The 12,954-nt window shown below is 72.5% G+C and carries 11 protein-coding genes; 9 read left to right on the top strand and 2 right to left on the bottom strand.

Going from position 1 to position 12,954, the window contains the following annotated elements; all coding sequences use genetic code 11:
• The first annotated feature begins 57 nt into the window (after positions 1-57).
• From ACZ4EG_RS09725 to ACZ4EG_RS09695, 7 genes are all read left to right on the top strand, one after another.
• Positions 58-1,518, top strand: coding sequence for an aldehyde dehydrogenase (locus ACZ4EG_RS09725; RefSeq protein WP_453546184.1), 1,461 nt, complete (start codon positions 58-60; stop codon positions 1,516-1,518).
• On the top strand, positions 1,511-2,446 hold the full coding sequence (locus tag ACZ4EG_RS09720) for a 3,4-dihydroxyphenylacetate 2,3-dioxygenase (protein ID WP_467790223.1): 936 nt from the start codon (positions 1,511-1,513) through the stop codon (positions 2,444-2,446). The genes ACZ4EG_RS09725 and ACZ4EG_RS09720 overlap by 8 nt, the downstream gene beginning before the upstream one ends.
• Before the next feature lie 12 nt (positions 2,447-2,458).
• Positions 2,459-3,304 carry a fumarylacetoacetate hydrolase family protein gene (locus ACZ4EG_RS09715; RefSeq protein WP_467790222.1) on the top strand — a complete coding sequence of 282 codons (846 nt, stop codon included), beginning with the start codon at positions 2,459-2,461 and terminating at the stop codon, positions 3,302-3,304.
• A gap of 28 nt (positions 3,305-3,332) precedes the next feature.
• Positions 3,333-3,944 (top strand): TetR/AcrR family transcriptional regulator, encoded by a 612-nt coding sequence (locus ACZ4EG_RS09710; RefSeq protein ID WP_467790221.1) that lies wholly within the window; start codon positions 3,333-3,335, stop codon positions 3,942-3,944.
• Between the two features lie 160 nt (positions 3,945-4,104).
• Positions 4,105-5,562, top strand: coding sequence for an APC family permease (locus ACZ4EG_RS09705; RefSeq protein ID WP_467790220.1), 1,458 nt, complete (start codon positions 4,105-4,107; stop codon positions 5,560-5,562).
• 61 nt (positions 5,563-5,623) lie between these two features.
• Positions 5,624-7,114 (top strand): aldehyde dehydrogenase, encoded by a 1,491-nt coding sequence (locus ACZ4EG_RS09700; protein WP_467790219.1) that lies wholly within the window; start codon positions 5,624-5,626, stop codon positions 7,112-7,114.
• Positions 7,111-7,812 carry a gamma-glutamyl-gamma-aminobutyrate hydrolase family protein gene (locus ACZ4EG_RS09695; RefSeq protein WP_467790218.1) on the top strand — a complete coding sequence of 234 codons (702 nt, stop codon included), beginning with the start codon at positions 7,111-7,113 and terminating at the stop codon, positions 7,810-7,812. The genes ACZ4EG_RS09700 and ACZ4EG_RS09695 overlap by 4 nt, the downstream gene beginning before the upstream one ends.
• Positions 7,813-7,835: 23 nt before the next feature.
• On the opposite strand, the gene ACZ4EG_RS09690 is transcribed toward ACZ4EG_RS09695, so the two are convergent.
• Complete coding sequence (locus ACZ4EG_RS09690) at positions 7,836-8,408, bottom strand: MarR family winged helix-turn-helix transcriptional regulator (protein WP_390731157.1); 573 nt, start codon at positions 8,406-8,408, stop codon at positions 7,836-7,838.
• A gap of 188 nt (positions 8,409-8,596) precedes the next feature.
• On the opposite strand from ACZ4EG_RS09690, the gene ACZ4EG_RS09685 reads away from it, so the two are divergent.
• Both ACZ4EG_RS09685 and ACZ4EG_RS09680 read left to right on the top strand, forming a co-directional pair.
• On the top strand, positions 8,597-9,445 hold the full coding sequence (locus ACZ4EG_RS09685) for an ATP-grasp domain-containing protein (protein ID WP_467790217.1): 849 nt from the start codon (positions 8,597-8,599) through the stop codon (positions 9,443-9,445).
• Positions 9,446-9,500: 55 nt separating this feature from the next.
• Positions 9,501-10,199 (top strand): peptidoglycan-binding domain-containing protein, encoded by a 699-nt coding sequence (locus tag ACZ4EG_RS09680; RefSeq protein ID WP_467790216.1) that lies wholly within the window; start codon positions 9,501-9,503, stop codon positions 10,197-10,199.
• A gap of 280 nt (positions 10,200-10,479) precedes the next feature.
• Here the strand turns inward: ACZ4EG_RS09680 and ACZ4EG_RS09675 are convergent, their stop codons facing one another.
• Positions 10,480-12,897 carry a SpoIIE family protein phosphatase gene (locus ACZ4EG_RS09675; protein WP_467790215.1) on the bottom strand — a complete coding sequence of 806 codons (2,418 nt, stop codon included), beginning with the start codon at positions 12,895-12,897 and terminating at the stop codon, positions 10,480-10,482.
• Positions 12,898-12,954: the final 57 nt, after the last annotated feature.

Here is a 12,954-nt window from a genome sequence, read left to right as displayed (position 1 = left end):
CAGTTCCCCGCGCCCCTGGGTGGGTCGCCGTTCCCTCGTTCAACAGGAGCCGTTCGTATGTCTGACAAGATCGTCGTCGCCGGTGTTTCCATCGACACCCGGCACTGGATCGGCGGCCGGCGCGTCGCCTCCGAAGACACCTTCACCGACCACTCGCCCATCGACGGAACCGCCCTCGGCGAGATCGCCCGCGGCGGTCCCGCCGAGGCCGAGGCCGCCGTTGCCGCCGCCAAGGCCGCCTTCCCCGCCTGGGCCGCCACGCCCCGCGCCGAACGTGCCCGCGTCCTGCACGCCATCGCCGACGGTGTCGAGAAGCGGATCGAGGACCTCGCGATCGTCGAGACCACGGACAACGGGGCCCTGCTCCGCTCGCACCGGCGCGGTGTGATGCCCCGTGTCGCCCACAACTTCCGCTTCTTCGCGGACTGGCTGCTCCAGCTCGACCACGAGGACTTCGAGACGCGCGGCCACACCAACCACGTCAGCTGGGACCCGGCCGGGCCGTGCGTGCTGATCACCCCGTGGAACGCCCCGCTGATGCTGGCCACCTGGAAGGTCGCCCCGGCCCTCGCCGCGGGGAACACCGTGGTCCTCAAGCCCGCCGAATGGTCCCCGCTGACCGCCTCGCTGCTGGCCGACATCGCCGCCGAGGCCGGACTGCCCGCCGGTGTCCTGAACGTCGTGCAAGGGTACGGTGCCGAGATCGGCGACGCCCTCACCGCGCACCCGGACGTCCGCCGCATCAGCTTCACCGGCTCGGTGCCGACCGCCCGGCGCATCGCCGCCTCGGCCGCCGCCCGCCTCACCCCGCTGAGCCTCGAACTGGGCGGCAAGTCACCGCTGCTGGTCTTCGCCGACGCCGACCTGGACCTGGCCGTCGACCTCGCGGTGGAGCAGTACGACAACGCCGGTCAGGTGTGTCTGGCGGCCACCCGCATCCTGGTCGAGGAGTCGGTCGCCGGCGAGTTCACCCGGCGCTTCACCGAGAAGGCCGCGCGGCTGAGGCAGGGCGACCCGCGCGACGAGGCCACCGACATCGGCCCGAACATCCACCCGCGTCAGCTGGAGAAGATCGACGGGTTCGTGCGGCGCGCGATCGAGGCGGGCGCCCGTGCCGTCATCGGCGGCCACCCCGAGGACGGCCAGTACTACGCGCCGACGCTGCTCACCGATGTCGCCCAGGACTCGGAGATCGTCCAGGAGGAGGTCTTCGGCCCGGTCCTCACCCTGCAGACCTTCGCCACCGAGGAGGAGGCCGTCCGCCTCGCCGACGACACCCGCTTCGGACTGGCCGCCACCGTCGCCACCGGCGACCGCGCACGCGCCGAACGCGTCACCGCGAGGCTGGTCGCGGGCACCGTCTGGGTCAACTGCTTCTTCGTACGCGACCTGCGGGCACCCTTCGGCGGCTCCCGCCTCTCCGGCGTCGGCCGCGAGGGCGGCAGCTGGAGCTTCGACTTCTACTGCGACCTGAAGAACACCGTCACCGCCCCGAAGGGATGGAAGGACCATGGGTGAGATCGTCGGGGCGGGACTGCTCGCCCACGTCCCCACCATCGTGCTGCCCGAGGCCGACCGGCTGGCGCTCAACGGGGGCAGGGAGATCACCCTCGTCACCGGCCTTGAGCAGCTGCGCCGGGACGTCTTCACACGGGACGACTACGACACCGTCGTCGTCCTCGACTCCCACTGGGCGACCACCGTCGAGTTCGTCGTCACCGCCCAGCACCGCCGCGCGGGCCTGTTCACCTCCGAGGAACTGCCGCGCGGCATGTGCCGAATGCCGTACGACTTCCCCGGCGACCCCGAACTCGCCCACAACGTGGCACAGTTCGCCGACAAGCACGGCACCTGGATCACCCCGATCGACGACGACTACCTGCCGATCTACTACGCCACCATCAACCTCTGGAAGTTCCTCGGCGAGGGCCTTGCGGACAAGCGGTGGGTGACCATCGGCGTCTGCCAGACCGGTGACATGGAGGACCATCTGCGCCTCGGCCGGGCCCTCGCGGACGGCATCGCGGCCACCCCGGGGCGCCGGGTGCTGCTGATCGCCTCGGGTGCGCTCTCGCACACCTTCTGGCCCCTGCGGGAGCTGCGCGACCACGAGGCCAGCGACCCCGTCCACATCTTCACGCCCGAGGCGCGCGCGGCGGACGAGGAGCGGATCGCCTGGTTCAAGGAGGGCCGCCACGACAAGGTCCTCGACAGCATGGACGAGTTCTGGAGGTTCAGGCCGGAGGCCAAGTTCTTCCACTACCTGATGATGGCGGGCGCACTCGGCGAGCAGGCGTGCGTGGCCAGGGCCCGTCAGTACGGCGCGTACGAGAACTCCGTCGGCACCGGCCAGGTGCACCTCTGGTTCGACCGCCCCGCCGAGGGCTGGACGGGCACCGGTCCGTCCGTGCCGCCGTCCCCCCGCACCCCGCACAGCCGCGTCTGAGGAGCCCCGACCATGCCCGAATACCGCCGCATCCTCCTCGACGGCGCCGCCGTCCAGGTCACCGTCGACGGCAAGGAACTCGTCGCCGGGGACGGCCGCCGCGTCAAGACCGAGGACGCCCGGCACCTTCCCCCGGTCGTTCCGTCCAAGGTGATCGCCGTCCACCTCAACCACCGCAGCCGGGTGGAGGAGTTCCGGATCGACCTCCCGGACACCCCGACCTACTTCCACAAGCCGACCTCGTCTCTCAACTCCCACCGGGGCGCGATCGTCCGGCCCGAGGGCTGCAAGTGGCTGAATTACGAGGGCGAGGTCGCCATCGTCATCGGGCGGACCGCGCGGAACATCTCCCCGGCCGAGGCGGGCGAGTACATCGCCGGCTACACCGTCGCCAACGACTACGGACTGCACGACTTCCGCGACACCGACGCCGGCTCGATGCTCCGGGTCAAGGGCTCCGACACCCTGTGCCCGCTCGGGCCCGGCCTGGTCACCGACTGGGACTTCCACGGCAAGCGGCTGCGCACCTACGTCAACGGCGAGGTGGTGCAGGACGGTTCCACCGACGAGATGAAGTGGGACATGCACTATCTCGTCGCCGACATCGCCCGGACGATCACCCTGTACCCCGGTGACGTGCTGCTGTCCGGCACCCCGGCCAACTCCCGCCCGGTCCGGCCGGGCGACGTGGTGGAGGTGGAGGTCGAGGGCCTGGGCAGGCTCACCAACCATGTCGTCACCGGGCCCACCCCGGTCCGCTCCGACGTCGGCGCCCAGCCCACCGAGTCCGAGGAAGTGCTGTCCACGGCGCTCGGCGGGGACTGGGAGTTCCGCGGCATCCGGCCGCCGCGGCGATGAGGTGAACGGCGCGGGTAGGGTCACGTCCATGAGCGAGCCCGCCGGTGAGCAGCGCCCCCGCAAGCGCGTGAAGAACTACGGAGCCGGCCGGGAGGCCCTGCTCGACGCCGCCGTGCGCGTGGTGGCCCGGGGCGGGCTGCGCAGGCTGACGTACCGGGCCGTCGCGGAGGAGGCCGGGGTCACCCACGGGCTCGTCGTGCACCACTTCGGCTCCCGGGACGCGTTGATCGAGGAGGCGCTCGCGCACGCCGTGCGCTCCTCCCTGAGCAGCAGCGCCCTCGAACCCGGCACGGGTGAGATCGCCGACTTCTCCGTCGGCCTGGCGGACATGGTGGAGTCCGGTCCCGACCTCCAGGCGTTCCAGTACGAGCTGCTGCTGGAGGCGCGCCGCCGCCCGGAGCTGCTGCCGCATCTGCGGGGCCTGTACGAGGAGTACTTCGAAGCCACCCGGCGCGAGCTGTCCCAGATGCTGTCCCGGCCGGTCGACCGGGGCCTGTCCCGGCTGGTCTTCGCCGCGCTGGAGGGCCTGGTGCTGCACCAGCTCGTCTTCGGCGAGCGGGACGTCACCGAGGATGCCCTGGCCGAGCTTCGCGCCCTGCTGCGTGACCTGGGCGAACGGTCGTCCGGGGCCGACGTCTGAGGGTGGTCCGGCAGGGAACCCCCGTCGCGCCCGCGGCGGGGGTCTCCGCTGCGTAAATTCCTCCCTCGACCCCTTGCCATATGGATAGTTCCAGCCCAACATGAGGCAACTCGTTTGGCTCAAAACGAAACCTCCCTCCCCTCCTCAGCAGGTGATCCGAGTGGACAGTCAGACGGTCGACGCAGCACCCCGGGCCAAAGAGGCCCCCCAGGCAACGGGCACCCTCAAGCGCAACGCCCTGGGAGTCCTGGGCATCCTCTTCTTCGTCCTCTCCGCCCAGGCGCCGCTCACCGGCATCGCGGGCGCCGTCCCGATCGCCGTCGCGGTCGGCAACGGCCCCGGGGCCCCGGCCGCCTACGCCGTCGCCGGCGCGGTGATCCTGCTGTTCTCCGTGGGCTTCGTGGCCATGGGCCGGCACGTGGTGAACGCGGGCGCCTTCTACACCTACATCGGCAAGGGCCTCGGCCGGACCACGGGCAGCGGCAGCGCCGCCGTGGCCCTGTTCGCCTACTGCACGGTCCAGGCCGCGATGTACGGCCTGTACGGCTTCACGGTCGGCGGCCTGGTCCAGCACTACGGCGGGGTGCAGATCTCCTGGTGGGTGTGGGCCCTCGTGACCATGGTCGTCGTGCAGGTGCTGGGCGCCGCGGGCATCGAGATCGGCGCCAAGGTGCTCGCCGTGTTCGTCCTTGCCGAGTTCAGCATCCTGCTCGCCTTCGCCGTGGTCACCCTCGTCAAGGGCGGCGGGCCCGAGGGTCTCGGCGTCGCCCACACCTTCTCACCGGGCGCCGTACTGCAGGGCGCCCCGGGCGTGGCGCTGATGTTCGCCGTCGCGTCGATGTTCGGCTTCGAAGCCACCGCCATCTACGGCGAGGAGGCACGCGAACCGCACCGGACCGTGCCCCGGGCCACCTATCTCTCGGTCGCCGTGGTCACCGGCTTCTTCGCCTTCACCTCCTGGATGCTCGTCTCCTCCTACGGCCCCTCCAAGGTCACCGAGGCCGCGGGCAAGGCGCTGGCGGGCGGCGACTCCACGGTGTTCGTCTTCGCACCCATCGCGAACCAGTTCGGCGGCTGGGTCAACGACGTGCTGCCCGTCCTGCTGGGCACCTCGCTGTTCGCCGGCATCCTCGCCTTCCACAACTCCGCCAACCGCTATCTGTTCTCCCTCAGCCGCGAGGGTCTGCTGCCCGGCCGGCTGCGCTCCCTCAACCGGCGCCACTCGCCAGGGGCCGCGGGCGCGGTGCAGACCGCGATCGCCGTGCTGCTGGTCATCCCGTTCGCCGTCGCGGGCAAGGACCCGGTCCTCACCCTCTTCTCCTGGTTCAGCGGAGTCGGCGTCCTCGCCTGCATGCTCCTGTACTTCCTGACCTCGGTCTCCGTGATCGTCTTCTTCCGTCGTGAGCGCCTCGACACCCGGCGCTGGAACACCCTGATCGCCCCCGCCCTCGGCGCCCTCGGCATCGCCGCCGTGATCTGGGTGGTCCTGGCGAACTTCACCACCCTCATCGGCGGCGACGCCACCACGGCCACCTGGCTCGTCCTCGCCGTCCCCGCGGTACTGCTCCTGGGCGCCGCCGCCGCGCGCGTGGTCCACGCCCGGACCGCCGGCCGCTGACGCACCCCCGCCGGGCCCGGCTCCCCCGGGAGCCGGGCCCCATATCCCCGAACGGAACACCATGCTGGACGTCACCCATGACGAACTGCTGCGCCGGGCCAAGGCACTCGACCTGCCCGCGCGGCACCACATCGACGGGAGGGACGAAGCCGGGGGAGGGGCGACGTTCGCGGTAGTCTCGCCCCGCGACGGGCAGACCCTCACCCATGTCCCCGACGCGGGGACGGCCGAGGTCGGCCACGCCGTCGCCGCCGCCCGCCGGGCCTTCGACTCCGGCCCCTGGCCGCACCTCGCCCCCGCCGAGCGCGGCCGGGTGCTGCTCCGGATCGCCGAACTCCTCGAAGAACAGCGGGAGAGACTCGCCCTCACCGTCAGCCTGGAGATGGGCAAGCCGATCACCGACGCGTACGACATCGAACTGCGCGCCGCCATCACCACCTTCCGCTGGTACGGCCAGCTCGCCGACAAGCTCACCGACGAGTCCCCGCACACCGCCCCCGACGCCCTCGCCCTCGTCACCCGCGAGCCCGCCGGAGTCGTCGGCGCCGTCGTCCCCTGGAACTTCCCCCTCACCCTGGCGAGCTGGAAGGTCGCCCCGGCCCTCGCCGCCGGCTGCACCGTCGTACTGAAGCCGTCCGAGTCCTCCCCGCTGTCCGCCCTGCTCCTCGGCCGGATCGGCACGGAGGCCGGTCTGCCACCGGGCGTGCTCAACGTCGTCACCGGCGACGGCCCCACCGCGGGCCGGGCGATCGGCCTGCACCCCGACGTGGACGTCCTCGCCTTCACCGGCTCCACCGCCGTCGGCCGCCACTTCCTGCGCTACTCCGCCGACTCCAACCTCAAGCGCGTCTGGCTCGAACTCGGCGGAAAGTCACCGAACATCGTCCTGCCCGACGCCCCCGACCTGGACCGGGCCGCCGCCACCGCCGCCTGGGGCATCTTCTTCAACCAGGGCGAGATGTGCACGGCACCCTCCCGGCTCCTGGTCCACTCCTCGATCGCCGAACGCGTCACCGAGGCCGTCGTACGAAGGGCCCGGGAACTGCGCGTCGGCGACCCGCTCGACCCGGCCACCGAGCTGGGAGCCCTGGTCGGCGAGGCCCACCTGGGCCGCGTCCTCGACCACATCGCCACCGCCGAGACCGAGGGCGCCCGGCTGCGCACCGGCGGCGGGCGCACCCTGACCGGTACCGGCGGCAGCTACCTCGGCCCCACCGTCTTTGACGCGGTCACCCCCGGGATGCGCCTGGCCCGCGAGGAGGTCTTCGGCCCGGTGCTGGCGGTCCTCGCCTTCGACGACCTCGACGAGGCGGTACGGCTCGCCAACGCGACCGAGTACGGACTCGCGGCCGGCCTGTGGACCTCCGACCTGTCCACCGCGCACCGGGTCTCGCGGCAGCTGAAGGCGGGCACGGTCTGGGTCAACTGCTACGAGGAGGGCGACCTGACCGTCCCCTTCGGCGGCATGAAGCAGTCCGGCAACGGCCGGGACAAGTCCGTCCACGCCCTGGAGAAGTACACGGAGCTCAAGACGACCTGGATCCAGCTGTGACCCGCCCCCTGATCGCCATCCCCGCCCGCTTCAGCGCGACCACCTCCGCCCTGCGGTACGCGGCCGAGGTCAACGCCGGCGCGCTGATCGAGGCCGTGTGGCGGGCCGGCGGCGAACCCGTGAGCCTTCACCCCGCGGACACCGGCGTGGCCGACCGGCTCGCCCGCTTCGACGGCGTCCTGCTCCCCGGCGGCGGCGACCTCGCCCCGCACCGCTACGGCGCGACCGACACCCACGACACCGTCTACGACGTCGATGACCTCCAGGACGCCTTCGACCTCCGGCTCGCCCGCCACGCGCTGGAGTCGGGCCTGCCCCTGCTCGCCGTCTGCCGCGGTCTGCAGGCGGTCAATGTGGCCCTCGGCGGCAGCCTGGAGCAGGACATGGGCGGCCCGGAGCGGGAGCACCGCCACCTCGCCCACCCGGTACGGATAGCGCCCGGCACCCTGCTGGAGCAGGCCACCGGCGCGGAGAAGGCGGACGCCTCCTGCTACCACCACCAGCGCGTCGACCGGCTCGGCACCGGACTGACGGTCACGGCGACCGCCGAGGACGGAACCGTCGAGGGCCTCGAACTCCCGGCTGCCCGGGGCTGGTTCACGGCCGTGCAGTGGCACCCGGAGGACACGGCGCACCGGGACCCGGCCCAGCAGGCACTCTTCGACGCTCTGGTACGAGCCGCCCGGAGCCGGGCCTGAGCACGGCCCCCGAGTTCACGAGTTCACGCCTTGGGCCGCCGCCCGCTGCGCCGGGGCGCGGGCTCGGCACCGTCCAGCAGCTGCCGGCGCCGCTCCTCGCCGTGCTCCTCCACCTGGAGGACGACCTGCCGCAGCCCCTCCGCGAGGCTGCGGCACCCGTCGTCGTCCAGCCGCGCGGTGACGAATGCCTCCTCCTCGTTGAACTCCGGGAACACCCGCCGCATCAGGTCCTCGCCCTTGTCGGTCAGGCTCAGCAGGACCAGCCGGCCGTCCTGCGGATGCCCGGCCCGGCGCAGCAGCCCGCGCGACTCCAGGGTGCGCGCCACACCCGTGAGCGTGCCCTTGGAGATCCCGGCCTCCTCCGCCACGTGCCGGGTCTCCGACTCGCCCCACACCCACACCACCCACAGGACCACGAACGCCGTCCAGGTCAGGTCCGAACCACGCAGCACGGAGTTCTCCAGGTGCTGGCGCACCGCCGAGGCGGCCCGGTAGATGTTGGCCACGGCCGCCATCTGTTCCCGGCGGATCGGGATGCCGCCGAGCTTCTCCGAGACGAGCCTCTCGGCTTCGGTGATGGATCGCTGGCCGGGCACGGGCGCTCCTTCGGGTCGCTGCGCGGACACCGCACGGCCGGGACCGGCCGTGGATGATCGTTCGGACTCAAATTGTACGGATCTCTTCCCCGTGGCCAATGCCCCCGGGACCGGGGCCGGGGGTCGGAGCCGCCCGCGCGGCAACGTAACCTTTCCGCACCTGCCCGCCCGATGCCCGAGGAGACCCCTTGCCCGCCGCCGGCCCCCGTGTCCTCTACGTCACCGACCTGGCGTACCCGGCCCGCGGGCGGCGCTACTGCGACGAGGACATCTTCCTGACCTCCCGGCTGCGCGAGCACTTCGACCTGGCGCTGTGCCATCCGCCGGCGGCGGCGGCGCTGATGGACGGCTTCGACGCCGTGGTGATCCGCAACAGCGGTCCGGTCCTCGGGTACCAGGAGGCGTACGACGCCTTCCGCGCGCGGGCGCTGAGCGACGGGACACGGGTCTACAACCCGCTCACCGGCCGGGCGGACATGGCCGGAAAGCAGTATCTGCTCGATCTCACCGCGGCCGGCTTCCCGGTCATTCCCACCGTGGACCGGGCCGAGGACCTGCACCTGCTGCCGGCCGCCGAACGCTATGTGGTCAAGCCCAGGCTCGGCGCGGACTCGATAGGCCTGGAGATCGTCCCCGCCGACCGGCTGCGCGACCTGGCCGGCGGGACCGTGCTCGTCCAGCCGTGCGTGGACTTCGCCTACGAGGTGTCGTTCTACTTCGTCGACCACGACTTCCAGTACGCCCTGTACGCGCCGGACGTCGCGCAGCGCTGGCGGCTGGAGCCGTACGAACCCGCGCCCGAGGACCTGGAGTTCGCCCGGCGCTTCATCGACTGGAACGGCCTCGAACACGGCATCCAGCGCGTCGACGCCTGCCGCGCCCCGGACGGCGGTCTCCTGCTGGTCGAGCTGGAGGACCTCAACCCGTATCTGTCCCTGGACGCCCTCACGGAGGACACCAGGGAAGCCTTCGTCGCCGCGATGACGAAGTCCCTGCGCCGCTTCGTCGGGAGCGGGCCCGGCCCGGCCCGACGCTGAACCGGCGCGACGCCCCTTCCGTATCTCCTCACGGGGATCGCGGAAGGAGAGCAGTGTGTCGACACCGCCCGACCCTGAACAGCCGCCCCACGGCCCGGTCCTGGAACCCGTCCGCGTCCTGCGCCTGCGGCGCTTCGACGCCCTCGCGGAGCTGATGCGGGAGATGCGGCAGGACGCCGAGGGCGCGGAGGACACCGAGAGCTACGAGGCCGTCGCGAACCCGCGGTGGCGCAACGTCGCCGAGGACGAGACCCAGGAACTGCCGCCCCTCGGCCACGCCCGGCACGCGACATCGGTCGGCGGCCGTTTCGGCTTCGGCACCGGTCTGCGCCGGGCCGGCGTCGCGGTCGCGGTGTCCGCGGCCGCACTGGTCGGCTTCGGCTGCGCGCTGCTGCTGCCCGGCCGAGGAGACGCCGCCACCGCCGCTCCGCCCGCCGCTCCGCCCACGACAGCACCCGCCGCCCCCGCCACACCCAGTACCACCGCCACTGCCACCTCGGCCGCCGACCCGGACGGTCCGGGCACACTGCGTCAGGGCGACAGCGGCCCCGAGGTCACCGAACTCCAGCAGCGCCTGCTGGCCGTCCCGGACGTCTACCGCGGCGGCTCCACCGACGGCCACTACGACACCGTCCTCACCGAGGCCGTGGCCCGCTTCCAGCTCTGGTACGGCATCTCCGGGGACGAGACCGGGGTCTACGGCAACGACACCCGCCGGGCGCTGGAGTCCCGCACGAGCCTCGACGGCGGCTGACGGGCGGACGGGGCGTCGTACCTGGTCACCCGGGGGAATGACATCATCCCCGGATACTCGAACGCCCGGCAACGACTGCGGAAAAGCGCGGTGACCGAAATCCCCCTGTACGTCACCATGGGGCACCTGACGTACGGCTTTTTGCCGCCCTGATCCGAAGGCGTCCCCGATGAGCGGCTCCCGCATCCCGGGCCTCGTGCTGCCCGCCGTATTCCTGCTCGCCCTCGTCGTGGGCCTGTGCTGGTACTGGTGGCACCGCGACGAGGACTGACGGCCGCGCCTACGTCTCCGCCGGAGGCACCCGGATGTCCAGGACGCACACGTCGTCCCGGCGCTCGCCCTCCAGCATCGAGCCGAGCAGCGCGTCCAGGGAGCCGGCCCCCTTGTCGTCATGGGCGAGGACGGCCTCGGCGAGACGGGCCAGGCCCGTGTCGAGATGCTCGCCCGGCCGCTCGACCAGACCGTCGGTGAACAGCAGCAGCCGGTCCCCGGGTTCCAGACGGCACTCCGCGGCATCGAACTTCGGGGACGTGCTCGCCCCGAGCAGGATGCCGTCGGGCCGGTCCAGATAGCGCGCCTCGCCCCGGCGCAGGAGCAGCGGCGGCAGGTGACCCGCCTGGGCCCACTTGAACCGGTGCTCCTGCGGCGCGTACCGGGCGAGGACCATGGTGGCGGTCGTGTTGCTGTCCCCGGAGTGCAGCAGCAGGGTGTTCAGCCGGGCGAGCGCCCCGGTCAGCGAGGAACCCGTGCTGACCATGCCTTTGGCGGTGAAGCGGAGCTGGGCCATGGTGGCCACGGCGTCGATGCCGTGGCCCGCCACGTCGCCGATCACGAACAGCGCGTCCTCGTCGGGCAGTTCGATGGCGCTGAACCAGTCGCCGCCGACATGGATCTCCGACCGGGCGGGCAGATAGGCGACTTCGACGCGCAGTCCGGCCAGTCGCACGGGTGCCTTCGGCAGCGGCAGCAGCGCGTGCTGGAGCCGGGTGGCCAGCGCCCGTTCGGCCTGCAGGATGCCGCGCTGCAGCAGGATGGCCCGCTCGCTCTCCACCAGCGCGAGTTCGGCGCTGCGCTGCGCGGTGAGGTCCTGTATGAAGCCGTGCACCTCGACGGGCGTGCCGTCCGGGTCCGCCACCGCCTCGGCGACGGCGCGCAGATGCCGTATGCCGGAGGCGGACCTGATCCGGAAGGGCACGTCGAACGGCTCCCCGGCGCGGACGAGTTCGGTGACGGCGTGGGACAGCGCGGGAGCGTCCTCGGGCAGCGCGAGGTCCGGCAACTGCCGCAGGCGGACCGGGCCGCGCGCGGGATCCCGGCCCAGCAGGGCGTAGACCTGGGGCGACCAGGTCGCCTCGCGGGTGGCCAGGTTCCAGCTCGCCCAGCCGAGGTTGCCCAGCCGCTGCACGTCCGCCAGCCGCTGCTCCTGCCGGGCCACGGGGTCGTGCCGGACCCAGCTGACCAGCAGTCCGTCGCCCAGCCGCGTCGCCTGCACCGAGTACGTGGCGGTCTCCCGCACCCCGTCGACGACCTCGTGGTAGGCGAACGGCTCGCCCTGGTACGGCTGCTCACCGGCGAGCGCCGTCAAGTACCCCTGCCACAGCGGCTCGCCCGCGACCGACGGGTAGCACTCGAGGATGCGCAGGCCGAGCAGCTCACGCCCGGTCCGGCCGAAGACGTCGACGGCCCGCGGGGTCGCGGCGTCGATCCGGTAGTCCTCCACCTCGCCCGATGTGCCGCGCAGCGGGGTCAGCAGGACCGCCGCGCCCGGGAGCGCGTCGAACACCGCCTGCACCGTGTCGGCGACACCCTCGTCGGTGCGCCCCCGTGCCCGGTCGAAGGCGCGCAGCCGGCCGGCGCAGAGCCGCGCGGCGGCCCGCAGGAGTTCCCGGTCGCGCGCGGTGAAGGGGCCGGCGGGCCGGCGCAGGACGCCCAGCACCACCTCGGCCGTGCCGCCCGTCGGCACGGGCAGCCAGGCACGCGACAGCCACCGCTCGGGCGGATTCCCGATCAGCAGGTAGCGGTCCCGGTCCGTGGCGAAGTCCTCCAGCCAGCGCGGCTCCCGGGCCCGCAGCGCGTCCAGCGCGGCCACTCCGCTCAGTGGCGGCACATGGCGCCACTGGCCCGCGAAGGTTTCGTCGAGGCCTGCGTGTCCGACGAGTTCGAGCCCGCCGTCGGGCCGCAGCACATAGAGCACGACGGCGTCGGCGCCCACGTCCGGACCGAGGTGTGCCAGCAGGGACGCGGCGAGTTCCTGCGGCGAGTCGACGCGGACCAGGGCCTTGCCGAGACGGGCGAGGACCTCGGAGCGCTCGTCGGTCCCGGCGGCCGGGGCGTCCCATGGGGCGCTCCCCTCGGATCGGACGGGACCGGACCCGGTGCCGGCCGCGACATCGGTGGAGTCCGTGGCGTCGAAGGCGTGGGCCAGGGGCGGCGTCAGCGCGCCGAGCGTGAGCAGGCACTCCTCGACGAGGGTGCGGTGCCCGGTCCTTGCGCGTTCGACGAGTTCCTCGTGCGCGGTGTCCGGGGAGCAGCCCGTCATGGCCATCAGCGCACCCTTGGCGCGCTCCAGTACCGCCGAGGTCGCCGTCTGCTCCCGCAGCAGGTCCATCTCCGCCCGCTGTCTGGCCACCACCCTGGCCAGCGCCGCCAGGTCGGGGACGGTGCCGCTCTCCGCCGGTGGTGCGGGCTCACTCGTCACGAAGTGAGCATTGCACACCTGGGTCCGTCCGGGAATCGAGGCCTCTGGGCATCCGGC

Source organism: Streptomyces sp. NPDC025638 (assembly GCF_055558775.1).
This window is presented reverse-complemented; position numbering and strand designations above follow the sequence as displayed.